The organism is Pedobacter sp. W3I1 (assembly GCF_030816015.1).
Lineage (GTDB): Bacteria > Bacteroidota > Bacteroidia > Sphingobacteriales > Sphingobacteriaceae > Pedobacter.
The window spans coordinates 2,267,822-2,287,920 of sequence record NZ_JAUSXN010000001.1; the positions used below are offsets into that span (position 1 = coordinate 2,267,822).

Genomic DNA, 20,099 nt, shown 5'->3' on the forward strand with positions numbered 1-20,099 from the left:
AATACAGGATATGAAAAATATACAAATAAAAGCCATTGCAGGTATTTGGTTACTAATGGTAATTTCTTCAGGCTGTTCCAAAATTCTGGAAGAAGAACCGCGCAGCATTTTTACACCCGAATATTTTAAAACTGTTACCGGCGTAAACGGAGGCTTAACAGCGATGTACGCTCACCTGCGAAATATGTATGGTCAGTCTTATTTTTATAACTCTTTAATAACCGGTACCGATGAGGCCACCTGGGGTAAGGATGCTGATGGAAACTTTAAAGATATGGACTGCTCTGGGGTGGGATCAATTTTATCAACAAGTTATCCCAGCAGTGTATTGTGGAGTGAAGCATTTCCAAACATTAACAATGCCAGTGGAATAATCGAAAACGCCAGTGCAGCGGGTATATCAAATGCACTTGTGGCTGAGGCCAGGTTCTTCCGTGCTTTCGATTATTTTCTTTTGGTGCAAACTTTTGGTGGAGTTCCACTCGATTTAGGCGCCGGGGAATTAAAATTTAATACCAATCCGGTTAGGACTTCTGTAAGAAATACAGTGCCTGCGGTTTATACCAAGGCGGTATTTCCTGATCTTATAAAAGCTGTGGCCGACCTGCCTTCAACGGGAAGGGTTACGGGCGGTGTAACTAAGGTTGCTGCACAGCTTTTTTTATCAAAAGCTTATTTAACCTATGCGTGGTGGTTGCAAAATCCCAATAATATTCCAACTTATCCGGCGTCTGCAAGAACCGACCCCGATGGACACGATGCGAGCTGGTATTTCCAGCAGGCTTATGATGTTGCTACTGCTGCAATTGAAAACCCAGGTACATTTGGGCTGATGGATACCTATTATGATGTCAATTGGGCGGTGAACGACCGTAACAAAGAAATGTTATTGTATGCCGATCATACCCAGACGAGTGAGAAATTCAATGGTGGCAGCTTAACCTTTGGAAGCGGCGGTGCACCAGATAATTTTGCAGGCTGGATGATGACCTGGAACTATCCGAATATCCGTAGTGGAGGCATTAGCTCCGTTCAGCGTGAAGCCGAGCAGCATTTAGGACGTCCATGGAACCGTATGGCACCAACCATTGAAGTATTGAAAAATACCTTCGCTGATAAAACACTGGATTCCAGATATGATGGTACTTTCACCACCGTTTACAGAGGTAACTGGCCTAAGGGCTACAATCCGCCATCAAGTGCACCAGCATCATTAGTTAATGCAAATGGATTATCGGTCGTTCCGGGAGATGCGGTACTGACTTTTCTAAATACGGATAACGCTGCAATCGTTTACCCAACGGGTGCTGGAATTAGTAATGTAGGGGCAGGTATTCTGCCTGGAAGAGCTGATTATGTGGTGGCTCCGGGAGGAATCAGCAGAATCGTTTATCCGGGACTTTGGAAACTGGGGCCTTATCGTACCGATAACGGTACAGGACTGGGACAACCAAACGCTGGTAGCACACGCCCTTTTCCGGTAGCTAAATTTTCTGAACTTTACTTTGTTGCAGCAGAAGCAGCGGTAAAAGGAGCAACAACTAAAGCTGGCAAAAGTGCCCGCGAACTGATTAATGTTATTCGTGCAAGAGCTGGTAAATGGCGTTTTGATAATAATGGGAACGTGGCTAAGGTTGCAGACAATAGCGTTGCGATGATCGCGGCTACTCCAGCCACAATTGATATTAATTATCTTTTGGCGGAACGCTCAAGAGAATATTATGCAGAAGGCTACCGTAGATATGACTTGATCCGGACCCAAAAATGGGCCGAGCTTTCTTCAACATATACAATTGCAGGAATTAACTATGGCGATCACACGCCACAAACCGTTACCCGTACCATTACTCCTGAATTATATCTGCGTCCTATTCCTCAGGCGCAAATAGATGGGATGCAGATGAGTGCAGAAGAAAAAAAGGCTTACCAGAATCCTGGGTATTAAAAATACTATTGGTTAGTGGATGGGTGGCGTCAATCGATGCCGCTCATTTTTTTCCTTGTCAACTATCCTGGTTATTCTGCAACCAGGAGACTTTTGTGTAGATGAAATCCTGGCAGTTTGATTGATGAACTTAGGCGGTCTTTTCGTTTAAGTATTTAAAACAACTGTTTGCTCTTTCCGGAAATAAAAAATCCAACAGCCAAGACGCTGCTTCAATATCTAAAATATCTATTCGCTCAATCAAATAGCAATAAATCAAGAACCTAATTTATTTCAGTAATGCAAGCTAATTTTTTAAAAACAAGCCAGATTTTCTTGGTGCTTCTTATCCTTTTTACTTTTTGGGTTAATCATACGAAAGCGCAGACAAGTTTGGGTTTGGAAAAACAATTTATTTATGATACCAGAAATAATAAAGAAGATGTTGCACTGATAGAAAAGGGAAGAGCGGTAAATATTTTTTATGATAGGAATGATTATAAGGGTGTCGTAAGGGCAATTGGCGATTTAGGTCAGGACTTTTTCAGCGTGTCGGGTATAAAACCAGAATTAAAAAGCGTCAGGCCTTCGGAGAAAATAGTCATTCTTATCGGAACCCTGGGCAAAAACAAGCTCATCGATCAACTCATCAGCTCAGGAAAACTCAACAAATCCACCATTTCAGGCAAGTGGGAGAGTTTTATCATATCGACCATCAAAAATCCATTTCATGGTGTTGATCAGGCCCTGGTTATTGCAGGAAGTGATAAAAGGGGAACGATATACGGTGTATATGAACTATCGGAGCAGTTGGGGGTGTCTCCATGGCACTGGTGGGCTGATGTTCCACCAAAAATCCGGAAAAGTGCATTTGCGGTTTCCGGAAGTTACAGTTCAGGAGAACCCGCAGTGAAGTACCGCGGGATATTTATTAATGATGAAGCGCCGGCAATGACGGGATGGGCTAAAGAAAAGTTTGGCGGGATGAACAGTAAGATGTATGCCCATGTGTTTGAGTTGCTGCTTCGCCTGAGAGGCAATTACCTTTGGCCAGCCATGTGGAGCAATGCATTTAATGAAGATGATCCGGAAAACCCACGTCTCGCCGATGAATATGGTATTGTGATGGGAACCTCCCATCATGAACCGATGATCCGCGCGCAGCAGGAATGGAAAAGACATGGGATTGGAGCCTGGAATTACGCAACAAACCCGCAGGGCCTGAATGCTTTCTGGCAAGAGGGGATTAAAAGAAACAAAAACTATGAAAGCCTGGTGACCATGGGGATGCGGGGAGATGGAGATGAACCCATGGTGGAAGGTGGAGACATGGCATCCAATGTTAAACTACTGGAAAACGTTATAACTGAGCAGCGCAAAATTCTTTCTGAAAATATGGAGCAGCCCGTAGAAAAAGTTCCACAGCTCTGGGCTTTATATAAAGAAGTAAAAGATTATTATGATTTCGGAATGAAAATTCCTGATGACATCACCCTTTTATGGGCTGATGATAACTGGGGCAACTTAAGGCATTTGCCCACCGCCCAGGAGCGCAAGCGTAGCGGAGGATCCGGGATATACTATCATTTTGATTATGTTGGTGCGCCAAGAAATTATAAGTGGCTCAATACAACTTCATTGCCAAAGGTTTGGGAGCAGATGAATCTGGCCTATAATTATGGCGCCGACCGTATTTGGGTGGTGAATGTTGGTGATCTGAAACCAATGGAGATTCCGATAGAGTTCTTTTTACGGATGGCATGGAATCCCAAAGCGATGAGCCGTGAAAAGCTTGCTGATTTTCTGCTACAGTGGGCAACACGTGAATTTGGATCAGGCCAGGCGAAAGAAATTGCGGATTTGGTGCGTCTGTACTCCAAATATACGACCAGGCGCAAACCTGAACTGCTGGCCCCCGAAACTTTTAGTCTGATAAACTTCAGCGAAGCGCAGCGCGTAGCCATGGAATGGAAGGCATTAAGCGACAGAGCAGAGCAGGTGAATAAAAAGTTGCCACAGCCATACAAAGATGCGTTCTATCAATTGGTACGCTACCCAATCCAGGCCATGAAAACGGTGACGGATTTATATATTGCCGTTGGTAAAAACAGGCTGTATTTCAAGCAGGGACGGGCTGCCACAAATCTTCAGCGTAACCTTGCTTTTGATCTTTTTAAACAGGATCAGCAGCTTAGTGATGAATACAATCAAAAAATAGCGGGTGGTAAGTGGAATCATATGATGGATCAAGTCAGGATTGGTTATACCAGCTGGAATGATCCAAGGAAAAATATCATGCCCAAAACAGATGAAATCCAGGTTCCTTCAAAATCGGACTTCGGGGTAGCCGTTGATGGTTCATCCGGTAGCTGGCCTTCAAGCGTTCCAGCGCCCGCTCTTCCGCAATTCGAATCCTTAAACAAATTTCAGTCCTACTTTGAAGTTTTTGCAAAAGGCTCCGCCCCAATCAACTTTTATCTGCAATCCGATAACTGGATTCGTTTGAAAAAGGAAAGCATTCCCGGGACAAATGACTACAGGGTACTGGTGGATATAGACTGGACCAAACTTAGCAGTGGAAAGCATGAAGGTAAAATACAAATATCAGATGATTTGACCCGGGTGGTGGTTAAAGTGGAGGCCAACAAGGCCACACTTAAGCAGCTTGCAGAGGCAAAAGGAACTTTTGCAAGTTTAGGTGCACCAATTGCATTTGAGGCTTTCCGGGCAAGTAAGAAGATAACCAGGAATGGAGTCAGCTGGGAAGTTATACCCGGTTATGGAAGGGGAGATTCAGGTATGTCGATTTTTCCTGTCACCTCAGCTTCGCTTGAAAAACCTGGTACCCCGGCATTGGAATATCCGGTATTCTTTTCTGAAAACGGGGAGGTTAAAATTGATCTTGTAGTGGGGCCGACTGTAAATTTCTCCCCGGAAGGGTTAAAGGTTGGAATCTCTGTAGATGGCGCGGCACCTCAAATTCTGACTATTGTAGCCAAGCCTAGCGCCTCAGGATCTGATGCCAGTTGGGCAAACGCGGTCATGGATAATGCAAGAACGCTTACTTCTTCACATTTTCTTAAAACCCCTGGCAGGCATACTATAAAAATATGGATGGTTGATCCGGCAGTAGTATTAGAGAAAATAATCATATACAAGGGGGAACTTCCAGTTAGTTATTTAGGCCCGCAAGAAAATAAGCTTGTTCAATAGCCCTGCTGCACTACCAAAGATTGCATTACATGCATCACTTGTCGGAATATTTGCTAGGATGAAAGCTGCAAAAAATAGGATCAGGCAAGGAAAGCCTTGCTACTATTGAAAATCGCAGGGCTTCGAACCATTTCTCTTATAGATTGTTGAATATAAATAGAGATATGGGAGCAATCAAAAACCAGAGGCAGGCCAAATCAGAAGAGAAGACAAAGGGACTTTGGGATGCCGCAGTTTAAGTAGAAACAGATGAACTCGGGCCAAGATTTATGGCAGGAAATAACAGCGGCAATACCTCGTTTGAAAAAGAACAATTCCGAATCACTAAAACAATACAACATGGAACAATTCAGAATAGAAGTTGCTATAGGAGATCATGGCAAATTTTATGACATCAGAGCCCTGGGCAATGCCCGGTATGAAATATCAGAAAATGGAGAGATTATTGGCACCATCATCCTGGACGGGAGGAACCACACCCACTGCGAAAGCCAGGGGTGCGAACTCGATCTACCAGCGTTGCATGCCATTCGCGAAGGGATACAAGCCCACGAAGGTCTGAGCCAGGCAGAGTGAGTGCTGCAAAACTAAGCCGAAATATTGTAAAGCACTTAAAATAGTGCTTGATCAGTTCTCATTCTTAGTCTTGTTGCCCGCTTACCGATCCTGAGTTTGTCGGGAGTTTCGATCACCAGTTTTACAAAACAGGCGTCAGCCTGATTTCAAATTGTGTGTCATTAACCTTTAGGGTTTTTAACGAAAATTCAAAACCATGGTTCAACAAGATCTCACGTACGAGTGTAAGGCCAATTCCCTGACCATCTTTTTTGGTGCTAAAAAACGGGCTGAACAGTTGTTCAGTATCCTGCGGAGAAATACCCTTTCCGGTGTCCGAAACGATCAGAGTCCGCTGAGATTGATCTAAGGAAAGTTTTACCGTACCTGTTTCACCGATGGCTTCAACTGCATTTTTGATAATATTGATCAATGCCTGTTCCATCTGTTCTGCATCAGCAAAGATAAAATAGGAATCATCATTAACTTCAGTCTTAATGATGATATTTTTTTCGTTTGCGGGGTAATACATTAACTCAGATACCGATCGAAGAAGTGCCACAAGGTCTATTCTCTTTCGGTTTGCTTCCGGTAGTTTAACCAGATCGGCAAAATTGCGCATAAAAACATTTAGGTTCTGGTTACGGTCTACCGCTACCTTCATGGCATTTCTGAGGTGAAAATCGTCATCTTTTAACCAAAGGTTTTGTTGTGATAATGCGGTGTTGATTATGGAATTTACCGGACCAATGGTGTTGTTTACTTCGTGTGCCATCATCCTGATCACTTTACTGTAAACACCTTTTTCTGCAGCAAAAATCTCTGCAGTTACTTCTTCCATCATGATGAAAATACGTTCAAAACCGCGGTCTATGAATCTCGATTTCTGTATTTTGTAAGTATGCAGCCCATTGGCGCGTAATATTTTAGAACTTCCTATTTTCAGCCCATGGAGCTGATTTTCAAGCAGGTTCGGATTATCGGCTAAAATTTCGGTCGCCTTAGGGTTAATCTGCTTAATCTGTCCGTCATAATCCAATATAATAATTCCGGTTGGAGAAGTTTGTACCAGCTTTTCGAGAAAAAAATGCTGTTCCTGCTGTTTGGTGCGTTCTGTTCTCAATTCGTCGATCATCCGGTTATACACATCCACCAGTTCATCAACTTCTTTTTTACCGGTTAAAAGAAATTTAACGTTAAAGTCTTTATCCTTTATGGCCGAAATGCCCTGCCTTAAATAGGTAAGGGGTGCAATTAACTGTTTATACAAACTGAGCGAAATAATTATCGAAATGAGAATAAAAACCTCTGTAAGCAGGAAAATGAGTTTATTTTCTTTAAAAATAAAATAGCTCATCACCAGGCAGGTAAGGTGGAGTATAACCAGGAAAAGGGTATACTTAGTCTTCAGTTTCATTAAAGGGAATTTGATATTTTTCTAACCTGCGGTATAGAGCATTTCTGGTAATACCCAAAGATGCTGCGGCCTTGGTAATCCTGTTTTTATGAAAATTCATCGCTTGTTTAACCATTTCGGCCTCCATTTGATCTAAAGTCATGGTGCCCACACCGGGTAATTTTACTTTTTCATTTTTTTGTGGCGATAAATTTAACTGCGACCCGAAATCATCAATACCCAATTCGCTTTTACTGCTGATTAAAACAGTGCGCTCTACCAGGTTTTTTAACTGCCTGATATTGCCGGGCAAGGGCAGTTGCTGCAGCCAGCGTATGGCCTGTGGCGAAACAGATAAATCAGGGCGGTTATAAATCTCTTTCATATTATTGATGAAGAAATTAACAAGCAGGGGAATATCTGAAGGACGTTCTCTTAAGGCAGGGAGATGAATGGTGATTAAATTGATCCGGTATAATAAATCTTCCCTGAAGAGGCCAGAAGCTACCATTTCGTTCAGGTTTTTATTGGTGGCGCAAACCACCCGGGTATCAACGGTTTTGGTACGGCTGCTTCCCAAAACCTCGTAGGTGCGGTCTTGCAATACCCTTAACAGTTTAACCTGACTTGAAGCTTCCAGATCGCCGATTTCATCTAAAAATATGGTGCCCTTATTGGCCATTTCAAAGCGGCCTGTTCTGTCAAAACGGGCATCGGTAAAGGCACCCCGTACATGACCGAACATTTCACTTTCAAATAAAGAAGAAGAAATACCGCCCAGGTTAACCTTTACAAATGGCTTGTTTATGCGGTTACTGTTCTCGTGGATGGCTTCGGCAATCAGTTCTTTGCCCGTTCCGCTTTCGCCCGTAATCAATATAGAGGCGTTGGTTGAGGCCACGCGACCAATGGTTTCGAGAATCGATAACAAACCTGGATCCTCGCCAATAATCTGTTTAAAATGGTACTTTTTATCCAGCTCTTTTCTGCTTCTGGATAGGGCTTTTTTACCGTTTAGCTGTAATAAAGTATCAACTGACTGCAGTACGTAATCATTGCTCCAGGGTTTATTGATAAAATCGTTGGCGCCGAGTTTCATGCCCTGTACCGCTAATTCGATACTGGCCCAGCCTGTTATCAGTATAATGGGTAAAGCTGTATCGCGGGCTCTTATTTTTTTGAGCAGTTGCATACCTTCTTTTCCTGAAGTATCAATAGAAAAATTGAGATCCAGGATAACAAGTTCAGGCTTTTGGGTTTTAAAAACCTCAAAAGCCTGCGCAGGACTATCTGCAGTAATAATTTCATTTCCAGTGCTTTTTAAAAGAAGTGAAAGTGAAGTTCGGACCGCTATATCGTCATCAACAATTAATATCATAAGCGAAGTTAAGATAAGTATTATTCTTCATGCAATGCAATAGCAGGATGGATGCCTGCCGCTTGTTTGCCGGGGTACAACGAGCAGAACAAAACCAATAGGTAAATAAATAATACCGATAATAACATCGCAACCATGTAAACACTTGCCGGGATATTAAAAACGCTTAGCAGTGGAAATTGAACGGCAAAGAAACAGCCAACGATTAACGATATGGTCGCCAATATCAAAGCTTCCAGCACCAGTTGATAAGAAACTGAGCGGCCACTCGCGCCGATGGCCCTGCGTAAACCGATTTCTCCCTTTCTTTTATTGATATTGTACCACAGAACGCCAAATAAGCCCAGCGCTACATTAATGATAAGAAAAGTAGCGATGATGATAAAAATTACCATTGGGGTAATGGTCTGTTTATTTCTCGAATCACGCATTTCATCCACGTGTTGTATTTCAATGGCACCATGTGTAGCGGTTGCCATAAACTTATAAAGCCCGCTCTCAAATGTGGCATCGGCGTTCGGACGTACTTTTATCAAAAGTGTGCCTGTCCATCTTAAATATCCAGTATCCAACCGGCTAAACATGGCATTGTTTCCTGGCTGGAAATCGCCATTGGCTTTAATATCGGCTACAACGCCTATAACTTTTAACTTGTTTTTGTCATCAAAATCGCCGATCAGTTTACCTGCAGCCTTTTGGCTGCCAAACATCTCATTTTTCAATGTTTCGTTAATAATTACGCCTTTATCTTTAGTAACCGCATCTTCTGGTAAAAACCATCTTCCTTCCAGCAGCGGAACATTCCATACCTTTTGGTAATCATCGCCTACCATAAAGTTGCTCACACGATCGTATTTTCGCCTGTTATGCGTTAAACCTGTACTCATAAAACTATCAGAATAAGGGTAATTTGAACTTGAAAATGTTATATTTTCAATCTGCGGCATAGACTTTAATGATTTTGTAAGGTTATCATAAAAAATAACCAGCGAATCGCGGTCTTTTGAAAGCTGACCATTGCTATAGGAAACCGACCAAACATTTTTGTAATCGAAACCAAGTGGTTTGCTGTAGTTTTGGTAATAATAGGTGAGGTAAGAAAAAACAGCAAATATCACGAGAAAAGAAATCAGGATTTCGGAAAGAAAGAGAAAGTTCTGTTTCCTTTTGTTCCATATTAATTTAAATAAGTGTTTGAACATCATAAGATCTTTTAATTTAGGCTTTAAGTGCTTTAACTACATTCATTTTAGACATTCTCCAGGCTGGGTAAACGCCAGAAATCAGTCCGAAAAACAAGCAGGCAAGAAAACTATAGCACAGTACAGCGAAATTCATAGTGAGGTTTATATTAGAAATAAAATTTGTTCCGTTGATGAGTGCAATCACAACGAGTGAAAGAATTATGCCGATAGATCCACCAAGAAAGGTGAGGATCATGTTCTCTACAATAAACTGATAAACCAATGTTTTTGAAGAGGCGCCAAATGCTTTACGGACACCGATTTCTGATGAACGTTCCATAATCCTGGTGATGTTGATGTTAACCAGATTGATGGTTGGCAGTAACAAGAACAGCAGTACAAAGCCGCTGGCCAAAATAATTACCTTTGTAACTGCACCATTTGTAGAATCGCCTCCGATCCTTCTGCTAACGCTGGTAAAAAACGGATCGGCATTACAGTATAGTTTATCAAAATCTTTTGGAATTGGTACTTTTTTTACCATCTGGTCAAACTCCTTTTTTAATTTAGGTATATCCGCTTTACTTTTTGCCAGCAGCACTGCATTATAGCCGCCCATTATATTTTGATTGTCGCGGTTATCTTTCGAAATGGTATAGGGTAAATACATATCTCCGCTAAAATTGCGAACCGTTTCTGATACATTTTTAACCACTCCAATTACCTTGTAGTTGATATTATCAGCAGAAATATATTTGCCCACAACCGATGTTTCATCACCAAAATAAGCCTTCTTGGTTTGTTCAGTAATCACGGCCACCAGTTCTGCATTGTCTATTTCCTTTTGTGCAAATGCTTTTCCTTCCAGAAATTTATATTCAAGCACATTCCAGTAATCTACATTGGTATATTGATAATTGATCACGAGTTTTTTATTGTTTACATAAGCATTTGATGCTTTAGCGCTGGAGGTAAACCCCATTTTCTGCAGGTTTTTCAAGGTAGATACATAGCGTTCCAAAAAATATACGGACACATTGCTGCTGTTCATCCAACCCTCTTTAGAATTTTTGATTTCAATTCTTTCTATATATAAAGAACGGTCCCTTTTATAATCAGGATAATCCGGGCTGATCATTTTATCAACGAGCGCAGTAACCACCATTAAAATGGTGAGGGTAAAGCTGATCCCGAACAGGCTGATGAAGGTGAAGAACTTTCTGCGCTTCAATACAGCTACGGCTATTTTAAAGTAGTTTTTTAGCATAATAAGGGCTTATTGAACTTGTGAACCATCAAATAATCGTACCAGTCGGTGCGTTTTATGCGCCATATTTTCATCATGTGTAACCATCACAATGGTAGTGCCTTCATTTTTATTCAGGTTGATCAGGATATCCATAATTTCATTTCCCATCGCACTATCCAGATTTCCGGTAGGCTCATCGGCCAGAATAATCTGCGGATTGCCCACAATGGCCCTTGCAATGGCCACACGTTGCCGCTGACCACCAGAAAGCTGCGTAGGAAAATGTTTTAAGCGGTTGCTCAATCCAACTTTTTCCAGCGCTGCAGTAGCCAGTATTTTACGCTCTTTAGCAGATGAACTGCGGTATAATAAAGGGAGTTCTACATTATCTAAAACCCTTAAATCATTAATGAGGTGATAGCTCTGAAAAATAAAACCAAGTTTCTGATTTCTGAATTTTGCCAGTTTTTGATCCGAGAACCGGCTGATATCCTGCTCATCAATTTTAATGTTCCCCCTGGATGGTTCGTCCAGTAAACCCATAATATTAAGCAGTGTACTTTTGCCACAGCCTGACGGACCCATAATGGAAAGGAATTCACCTTTTGCAATATCAAGGCTGATTCCGTTGATGGCGAGTGTTTCTACCGTATCGGTCCGGTAAACTTTTTCAATGTTTTGTAAGCGTATCATAATGTATAATTAGTAATTAAGATTTATTAATAGGTGATTTTTCTGTTTTTTTCAAAATCATATAGCGATAGGTAACGGAGTTGATAATAGGCCCCCCAGAAATCGCGGAGAGAGGAAACATAATCGCGTTTAGCCCTGTCATTTTCCTGAAAGGCAATACTAAGGTCCGTGATGCTTAAATTCCCCAACACATATCGTTCGCTGGCTATTTTGTATTTTTCGGTCGCAATTTTTTCTGCTTGATCTGTCAACTGGATCTGTTCTTTCATCATATTAAAAAGCGTTACCTGTGTTACAATCTGTTGTTTAAAAGTCTGTTTGTCCTGCTCAACGGCATAAGTGGTAAACTGTTCGTTGGCCTGAGCCGTCTTGGTACGCGATTTCGATCTTCCCCAATCCATCACTGGAATAGAAAGCTGTAACTCTACTGATTGTTGGTTTTTTGGCGAACGGTAAATATCAAATGCGCTGTTGGCCGCGTTGGAGAATCCCAGGTTGGCCCTTAAAGTGGCGGTTAAACCGTTTTCACCTTTAGCCTTTGCTACGTCTCTTTTTGCTTCAGCCAGGCGGCGGATAAAGGCAATGGCTTCCGAGCGGTTTTCGAAAGCTTCTGCCAATACTTTGTCGGCAGCCACAGTCATCTCTGCCACCACCGAAGGCATATCCAGTTTAATCCGGTCGTTACCTTCAATGCCAATATAACTCCGCAAGTTCAGGGTTGCAATTTCAACATCGCGCCTGGCCGTTCCTACCGCTTTCTGTGCGTTTAAAACTTCCAGCTGAAGTTGTAAAATTTCATTTTTGGAAATTTTACCCAGTTCGAATTTGGTATCGGCAATGGTCAGAATGCGTTTGGTATTGGCATAGTTTAAATTGGCAATGTTTAGGTTTACCTGTGCCAATAATAAATCAAAAAAATACTCGGTAACTGTAATCGAGATCTTTTCCTGCGTTTCTATAAAAACCTGTCTGCTTTCATTGAATTTTAACGGTTCTATTTTCTTGTCCCACCTTAAACTGTTGAACTGAAGCAGGGGTTGTGTATAGCCGATTCCGTATGGGATTCCGTTATAGAGCACACTTTTCCTGTCGAAATCATCAAAACGCTGTAACTGTGTGGTGCCATAAACGGTTCCGCCGGTGGCAGCAATACTTTGGGTGAAATTTAGGGTTAACGATGAGTTATCGTAATGTACAGGCTGAAAAAGAATGGTTCCGTTTGGCTGTTGCACCTGTGTGTAAGTTTTAGTGTATCCCGGCAAAACACCCTCTAGAGCCAGTTGAGGCTGGTAATTAGATTTAAACGTGCGCCATTCCCAGTATTTGGTTTCTTTAACTGTTATGGCCTGTTTGGCGGCAATAGAATTGGCCTTTGCCATTTCTACCACCTGTTGTAGCGTTAACCGAAGGGTATCTGCTTTTTGAAGGGAAAACCCTTTAAAACTAAAGGTTGTTAACAAAGTCATTAGTAAAAATTTCATTTTCATAATCCTAATTACTGATGGTAATCGTTTTCATGTTCTTATAATCGCTCATGTCCGAAGTCATTACCTCATCGCCCGCTTTTAGTCCGCTCAGGATTTCTACATAGTCAAAATTGCTCAGGCCGGTTTTAACAGACCGGCGTTCGGCAACTCCATTTTTAAGCACAAAAACTTCCTGAAGGTTTGACCCGTTAAATGCGGGGCCATTAGCCAATCGCAAAACACCGTTTCTGGTGGCCGTAATCAAAAAAACATCAACTTTTTGGTTTGGCCGGAGTTCTTTGCTGTCTTTTTGGTTCAATTGGATTTCGAAAGAAACAATGGCATTGTTTACCGAGGGTGATATATTCACTACCGATCCGCGTAACTGCGTATTGCCAATGCGGATAATGGCAGTCATGTTGTTATGGATTTTATCCAGCAGGTTGTCAGACATGCTTCCGGCAACCTTAAACCCGCTTAAATCGGCAATCCTCACCAATGCATCACCCTCATGTACGCTGGCACCTATGTTTTTGTTTACCCAGGTAATTACACCAGGCCGGGTGGCAGCTACATCAGCCAGATCGAGTTTGCGTTTTAAGGCATCCATGTCTTTCCGTTGGATGGCCAGCGAAATTTCTGCTTCCCTGATTTCAATTTTCATGGTTTGCTGTTTGCTCCTGATCTCGTTTTCCAGCTGAAGCTTTTCCAGTTCGGCCACTTTCAGGTTCAGTTCTGCTGCTTCAACATCTTCTTTGGTTCCACCACCAGCCTTCAGTAACCTTTTTGCCGAAGAAACGGCATCGCTAAGGTTGCTGATCCGCAATTGTTTAATGCTGTTGTTCGACCGGATATCATAAAAACTTTTCTCCAGGTCGAGTTTTAGTTTGCGGATCTCGTTTTCTTTTGATTCCATTTGAAACTGGAGCTTGCCATAATCGGTTTCGCTCACTGATTTATCGAGTAAAAGGATCGATTGTCCTTTTTTTACCTTGTTACCGGCATCCATCAGCACATTTTTTATCGATGCGTTAATAGGACTGGTTAAAACCTCTTCAAATTCGGGAAGTACCTCACCGGTAGCATTAACAGTATTTTCGATGATGCCGGTTTGTACTTTGGCTGTGGTAAAGTCGGACAGGGTTAAGGATGGTTTGAAAAAGAACCTGACACACCAAATGGTGGCTGCTAGTGTGATGATCACAGTAAAAATAATGAGGTAGGTTTTTTTCTTCCTTTTCGAAGAAACTTCTTCTTCTATGAGTTTGTCCATTTAAAATAGTTTATACCTGGCTTTACAATAGCGATGCCATTGTTAAGTAATTGCTGACCAGATTTTTATGTTTATTTTGGAAATTAAAAATGCCCGATATCGAACATTTTGTTTGTAACCGAACATAAAGAAAGGAAGGATTTTAGAACACTATGCTTACCTGCGGCAAGGTGGCGAAAGAAGGCCTGCAACTGATAGCTATTGCTTGTTGTGAGAAATGAGAAGTTGCAATGATACCGAAGCCGCTATTTTGCAAACCGGATTATCTAAAGCTGTGGCACAAGGTACAGTGCTGAAAGGAAAAGTATTAAATTATACCACCACCAGGCCTGAGCAGGCGGGATTTTATTACCGTCCTTACCGCGGGCAGGTGGAAACGCTTTATGCTGGTGACTGGAAAAAAACAGCACTTGTTAAGATAAATGCCGACGGTAGTTACGAAGTTTTATTGAAGAACCTTAAAAAAGAGATGGCTTACGAATATAAAAGTTTTGCTATTCAGGAAAATGTAAGTATAGAAGGTGAAAGTAAAATAATCCCTATTTTGCATTAATATAAATCATGGAGCTTTTGAAAAAGACGTTTTTTAAATACCGTTTGTTTGCTTTTCTTAACCTTATACTGCAGTTTGTTTGCCTTTGCAGTTTTGCGCAGCAGATTCATATTATCCCTAAGCCGGTTGCTGTGGAGCAAAGGGTAGGATCATTTTATATCAACTCAAAAACACAGATTTTCTCCGGCACAACATCAGCTCTGGCCAATACCGATTTTCTTAAAACCTATGTTAAAGCACTTACGGGGATCAATTTAAAATCTATTCAAACTGCGGCTATTGCCAGGAATGGTATCTATTTGCTTATCGACCCGGCAAAGGTCAAACATGCAGAAGGATATGAATTAGAAGTGAGCGCTGCTGGAGTGAAAATTACGGCTGCAGATGGTTCAGGGTTATTTTATGGACTACAGTCACTTATCCAGATCATCCACCAGTCAAAAGCCGGACAGTTGTCGGTTCCGGCATGTAAAATAATAGATTACCCTGAATTTTCATACCGCGGTATGCATCTTGATGTAAGCCGCAACATGTTCAGTACGGCGACCATTAAAAAATGGCTGGATGTGCTCGCTTTTTATAAAATAAATACTTTCCACTGGCACCTTACCGATGATCAGGGTTGGAGGATGGAGATCAAAAAATATCCTGAACTACAGCGTACCGCTGCCTGGAGAAATGAAACACTGATCGGTCACAAACGTACCGAACCGCATCTTTTTGATGGTCAGCGCTATGGCGGTTATTACAGCCAGGAAGATGTTAAAGAGATCGTGACTTATGCTATGGCAAGAAAAATAACGGTGATCCCTGAAATTGAAATGCCCGGCCATGCTTTGGCAGCTTTAACGGCATATCCCGAATTGGGCTGTACAGGCGGACCATACCAGGTAGCCACTTACTGGGGCGTTTTTGACGACGTTTTTTGTGCCGGTAACGATAAAACCTTTGCATTTATAGCAGATGTATTGGATGAGGTGATCAATCTGTTCCCTGGTAAATATATTCATATCGGTGGCGATGAATGTCCTAAAATCCGTTGGAAAGTTTGCCCCAAGTGCCAGAAACGTATTAAAGATGAAAATTTAAAAGATGAACATGAACTTCAGTCTTATTTTATCCAAAGAGTGGAAAAACATGTGGAATTGAAAGGAAGGAAAATCATCGGTTGGGACGAAATTTTAGAGGGAGGTATTTCACCAGGTGCTACAGTAATGAGTTGGAGAGGAGAAGAAGGTGGAATTGCGGCAGCAAAGCTAAAGCACAATGTAATTATGACACCAGAGAAATATGTGTATTTTGATTATTACCAATCGCAAAATAAATCTGAGCAGGTTGCTGCAGGTGGCTTTACGCCATTAAGCAAGGTATATCACTACAATCCATTACCTGCAGCGCTTAATACGGAAGATCAACGGTATATTTTAGGTGTGCAGGCAAACGTATGGTCGGAATATTTACCTGATGCCGAAAAAGCCGAGCATATGATTTTTCCGAGGATTATCGCCTTGGCTGAGGTGGCCTGGAGTAAAAATGAAAGGAAAAATTACCGCGATTTTTTAAATCGTTTAAGTAGTCATGAGCGGTTCTTAAAGCAGTTTAATTACGCAAAAAGCAATACTGATATTACCGGGAGTACAAATCTTCAGCATCTGCAATATGAACTAAAAACAGATCTGCCTGATGCAACCATCAGATACACCCTTGATGGCACGTATCCGAATATAATGAGTGCAGTTTATAATAGTCCTTTTGCTATTACTGATCTGGTAAACCTAAAGGCTGCAAGCTTTAGCAAAGGAATACAAAAAGGAAACGTTTTTGAGCAGTATTTTACCCAAAGCCTGGCTACAGGGAAGACCGTTTCAATTAAGAACCTGCCTACAGGGAGTTATGCCATAGATAAACAGCGCCTGGTTAATGGGATAGCCGGAACTTACCTGTACAATACCAGTGAATGGCTTGGGTTTAGCGGGAATAACTTTGAAGCAGTAGTTGATCTGGGCACTGCAAAACAGGTTAAAGAAATTGGGATCGGGATATTAAAATACCATTGGCAGAAAATGTGGGCACCGGAAAAGTTGACTTTCGAAGTGTCTGAAGATGGACAAAATTATCAGCAGGTTTATAAACAGACTGAATTTCCTGTGGAAGGAATCAACCGCTTTAAACAGAAAATTAATCCTGTTAATGCCAGATATGTGAGGATAATAGCGGTAAATAAAGGCATCATTCCAAAAGGTGAGTACGGTGCAGGCGGTAATGCCTGGTTAATGGTTGATGAAATAATTGTAAATTAATGACTATAATAATTGTTTTTCTCTGCATTGCGCTATTGATTTTAATGATTTCTGTTTTTAAGATCAATGCTTTTCTGGCTTTTCTGATTGTTTCTGTACTCACCGGCATCAGCTTAGGATTGCCACTCCCAAAAATTGCCGGTGCAGTGGAAAAAGGAATGGGCGATGTTTTAGGGTCATTGGTGATTATCATTACTACAGGTGCAATGCTCGGAAAGTTAGTTGCTGAGAGTGGAGCGGCGCAAAAAATCGCCAAGGTAATGATGGATGCTTTTGGTACTAAACACATCCAATGGGCAATGGTGATCACCGGTTTTGTTATTGGTATTCCCTTATACTATGGAATTGGTTTTGTACTCATGGTGCCGCTCATTTTTTCTGTGGTTTACCGCTATAAACTACCAGCGCTATATATTGGCCTGCCTATGCTTGCGGCGCTGTCGGTTACCCATGGTTTTTTACCCCCACATCCATCACCATCTGCTTTGGTAGTACAGTTTAAAGCCAATATGGGGCTTACCTTGTTTTATGGGATGCTGGTTGCTATACCAGCAATTATAATCGGTGGACCACTTTTTGCAAAAACACTAAAAAAAATCCCGTCCACACCAATGGCCTCTTTCGTTGCAAAAGAACTGCCTGAAAGTGAATTGCCGGGCACGTTTATCAGTCTGTTTACAGCTTTATTACCAGTAATACTCCTGGGCCTGGCGTCTTTTCTTCCCTTGTTTTTACATCCAGGTTCATCCATCATTCCGATAGTAACATTTTTGGGTCATCCTTCTATTGTTATGCTAATCGTTTTAATTTTGGCCAGTTATTTTTTAGGGATTTCGAGAGGAAAAAAGATGGAATATCTTTCCGCTATTTATGGTGAGGCTTTAAAAGATATCGCGTTGATTTTATTGATTATTGCCGGATCGGGGGCATTAAAGCAGATTTTGACAGAAAGTGGGGTAAGTAACGAAATTGCTGCCTATTTACAGGGATTATCGATTGAGCCCTTGTTTTTGGCCTGGCTCATTGCCGCCCTCATCCGCTTTTGCGTAGGTTCTGCAACTGTTGCCGGCTTAACCACCGCAGGCATTATTGTGCCATTGATGGTGGCCACCCATACCAACCCAAACCTGATGGTTTTATCCGTAGGTGCAGGTAGTTTAATGTTTTCGCACGTAAACGATGCCGGGTTTTGGATGTTTAAAGAATACTTTAATTTAAGCCTTAAAGATACTTTTCGGTCCTGGGCTTTAATGGAATCAATAGTCGGCACAGCAGGGCTGGCCGGCGTACTTTTACTTAAAACAATGATATCATAATATGGAAAATTTAACAGCTGATGCACGCTTTGAAAAACTTGGACTAAACCTTCCACCAGCACCTGCACCTTTGGGTGTTTATAAACCTTATCTGATTGACGGAAAATACCTTTACCTGAGTGGACATGGTCCGGTGAGGGATGATAAATCGTTGATTATTGGTCGCATCGGATCTGATCTTAATCAGGATGAGGGAAAACTCGCTGCACGACAAGTGGGTTTAACCATGCTATCAACCATTAAAACGAATTTAGGAAGCCTGGATAAAATTAAAAGGGTAATTAAGGTTTTGGGCATGGTAAACTGTACGCCCGAGTTTGAAAAACATCCTTTTATCATTAATGGATGCAGCGAACTTTTTGCCGAAGTTTGGGGAAGTGAAAATGGGATCGGTGTGCGCAGTGCCGTGGGTTTTGGCTCACTGCCAGATAATATCCCGGTAGAAATTGAAGCTTTATTTGAACTGTATTAAATCTTAGACCATGACGGAAAAGCAATGGTACCATTTGGAGCGGCCTGACTCGGTTGAGTCACCCGGTTTAGTCTTTTACGAAGATCGGATCAAAGCAAACATTCAGCTGCTAATCTCGATGATCGATGATAAAGATCGTTTGCGCCCACATGTTAAAACGCATAAATCTGCCGAGGTTTCCAAACTTTTGATGGATGCCGGCATTTCGAAATTTAAATGTGCCACCATTGCCGAGGCAGAAATGCTGGCTTTGTGTGGCTCAGCTGATGTATTGCTTGCCTATCAGCCAGTTGGCCCCAATGTAGATCGGTTTATAAGGCTACAAAAACAATATCCACTTACCAGGTTTAGTTGTTTGGTAGATAATGTAGGCGCCGCAGCGGTATTGGCTGCGCTTTCTCAAAGCAATAGGCTGAAAAGCGATGTGTTTATCGATGTAAATGTGGGGATGGACCGCACGGGGATCCTTCCGGGAAACGTATTGGAACTGTATGCCAAGATTGGTCAAATAGATAGCTTAGTTTTAAAAGGTTTACATGCCTATGATGGTCACATTCATGATAACGATTTCGCCATACGTACCGAAAAAGCCAGCATAATTATCGATGTGCTCAACCATTTAAGTACGGAAATCAATAACAGGCTTAGCCAGCAACCAATTATCATTGCCGGCGGAACACCAACTTTTACGGTTTACAATACACAAACTGTTTTTGATTGTAGTCCGGGTACTTTTGCGCTTTGGGACAAAGGTTATCAGGATGCCTTTAAAGAGCAGCAGTTTCTTACTGCAGCTTTGGTGATATCGAGAATTGTTTCCTTACCCGAAAGTAATCTGATCTGCTGCGACCTTGGACATAAAGCCGTAGCCGCAGAAAAACCGCTCGATAAAAGGGTAGCTTTTTTGAACGCACCAGAACTTATTCCGGTTAGTCAGAGTGAAGAACACCTGGTATTAGATGCAGGAGAAAATCACCCCTATCAAATAGGCGATTTGCTCTATGGTTTACCTTATCACATTTGTCCAACGGTAGCCCTTTACGAAAATGCCACTTCCGTTTCTTCAGCTCATGCTGATCAAATCTGGAATATCAGTTCAAGAAAAAGAAAAATAACGATATAAGCCC

At 41.8% G+C, this 20,099-nt stretch carries 15 protein-coding genes; 8 read left to right on the plus strand and 7 right to left on the minus strand.

What is annotated here, in order from left to right:
- The first annotated feature begins 10 nt into the window (after positions 1-10).
- The 3 genes from QF042_RS09535 to QF042_RS09545 all read left to right on the plus strand — a co-directional run bounded on the left by QF042_RS09535 (position 11) and on the right by QF042_RS09545 (position 5,713).
- The gene (locus QF042_RS09535; RefSeq protein ID WP_307527643.1) at positions 11-1,945 is read left to right on the plus strand and encodes a RagB/SusD family nutrient uptake outer membrane protein; all 1,935 of its coding nucleotides are present in this window, start codon (positions 11-13) and stop codon (positions 1,943-1,945) included.
- A 279-nt stretch (positions 1,946-2,224) separates the two neighbouring features.
- Positions 2,225-5,137 carry a glycosyl hydrolase 115 family protein gene (locus QF042_RS09540; RefSeq protein WP_307527645.1) on the plus strand — a complete coding sequence of 971 codons (2,913 nt, stop codon included), beginning with the start codon at positions 2,225-2,227 and terminating at the stop codon, positions 5,135-5,137.
- A gap of 249 nt (positions 5,138-5,386) precedes the next feature.
- Positions 5,387-5,713 carry a hypothetical protein gene (locus tag QF042_RS09545; RefSeq protein ID WP_307527647.1) on the plus strand — a complete coding sequence of 109 codons (327 nt, stop codon included), beginning with the start codon at positions 5,387-5,389 and terminating at the stop codon, positions 5,711-5,713.
- Positions 5,714-5,834: 121 nt separating this feature from the next.
- On the opposite strand, the gene QF042_RS09550 is transcribed toward QF042_RS09545, so the two are convergent.
- Genes QF042_RS09550 through QF042_RS09580 form a run of 7 tightly spaced genes read right to left on the minus strand, consistent with a single transcriptional unit; the run spans position 5,835 to position 14,331 of the window.
- Positions 5,835-7,109 carry a PAS domain-containing sensor histidine kinase gene (locus tag QF042_RS09550; protein ID WP_307527648.1) on the minus strand — a complete coding sequence of 425 codons (1,275 nt, stop codon included), beginning with the start codon at positions 7,107-7,109 and terminating at the stop codon, positions 5,835-5,837.
- Positions 7,093-8,466 (minus strand): sigma-54 dependent transcriptional regulator, encoded by a 1,374-nt coding sequence (locus tag QF042_RS09555; protein ID WP_307527650.1) that lies wholly within the window; start codon positions 8,464-8,466, stop codon positions 7,093-7,095. Before QF042_RS09555 ends, QF042_RS09550 begins: the two co-directional genes overlap by 17 nt.
- A 20-nt stretch (positions 8,467-8,486) precedes the next feature.
- Positions 8,487-9,671 (minus strand): ABC transporter permease, encoded by a 1,185-nt coding sequence (locus QF042_RS09560; protein ID WP_307527652.1) that lies wholly within the window; start codon positions 9,669-9,671, stop codon positions 8,487-8,489.
- Between the two features lie 13 nt (positions 9,672-9,684).
- Positions 9,685-10,917 carry an ABC transporter permease gene (locus QF042_RS09565; protein ID WP_307527654.1) on the minus strand — a complete coding sequence of 411 codons (1,233 nt, stop codon included), beginning with the start codon at positions 10,915-10,917 and terminating at the stop codon, positions 9,685-9,687.
- A 9-nt stretch (positions 10,918-10,926) separates the two neighbouring features.
- Positions 10,927-11,592, minus strand: a complete 666-nt coding sequence (locus QF042_RS09570; RefSeq protein ID WP_307527656.1) for an ABC transporter ATP-binding protein — start codon at positions 11,590-11,592, stop codon at positions 10,927-10,929.
- Between the two features lie 26 nt (positions 11,593-11,618).
- Entirely contained in the window at positions 11,619-13,073 is a 1,455-nt protein-coding gene (locus tag QF042_RS09575) for a TolC family protein (RefSeq protein WP_307527657.1), read from the minus strand.
- A gap of 10 nt (positions 13,074-13,083) precedes the next feature.
- Positions 13,084-14,331 carry an efflux RND transporter periplasmic adaptor subunit gene (locus QF042_RS09580; protein WP_307527660.1) on the minus strand — a complete coding sequence of 416 codons (1,248 nt, stop codon included), beginning with the start codon at positions 14,329-14,331 and terminating at the stop codon, positions 13,084-13,086.
- A 217-nt stretch (positions 14,332-14,548) separates the two neighbouring features.
- On the opposite strand from QF042_RS09580, the gene QF042_RS09585 reads away from it, so the two are divergent.
- Genes QF042_RS09585 through QF042_RS09605 form a run of 5 tightly spaced genes read left to right on the plus strand, consistent with a single transcriptional unit; the run spans position 14,549 to position 20,095 of the window.
- Positions 14,549-14,884, plus strand: coding sequence for a hypothetical protein (locus tag QF042_RS09585; RefSeq protein ID WP_307527663.1), 336 nt, complete (start codon positions 14,549-14,551; stop codon positions 14,882-14,884).
- A gap of 17 nt (positions 14,885-14,901) precedes the next feature.
- Complete coding sequence (locus tag QF042_RS09590; RefSeq protein ID WP_307527665.1) at positions 14,902-17,184, plus strand: glycoside hydrolase family 20 protein; 2,283 nt, start codon at positions 14,902-14,904, stop codon at positions 17,182-17,184.
- Positions 17,184-18,500, plus strand: coding sequence for a gluconate:H+ symporter (locus QF042_RS09595; RefSeq protein WP_307527667.1), 1,317 nt, complete (start codon positions 17,184-17,186; stop codon positions 18,498-18,500). Before QF042_RS09590 ends, QF042_RS09595 begins: the two co-directional genes overlap by 1 nt.
- A gap of 1 nt (position 18,501) precedes the next feature.
- Positions 18,502-18,972, plus strand: coding sequence for a RidA family protein (locus QF042_RS09600; RefSeq protein WP_307527669.1), 471 nt, complete (start codon positions 18,502-18,504; stop codon positions 18,970-18,972).
- Positions 18,973-18,982: 10 nt separating this feature from the next.
- A complete protein-coding gene (locus tag QF042_RS09605) occupies positions 18,983-20,095 on the plus strand; it encodes a D-TA family PLP-dependent enzyme (RefSeq protein WP_307527671.1) in 1,113 nt (370 codons plus the stop codon).
- The last annotated feature ends 4 nt before the right edge of the window (positions 20,096-20,099 follow it).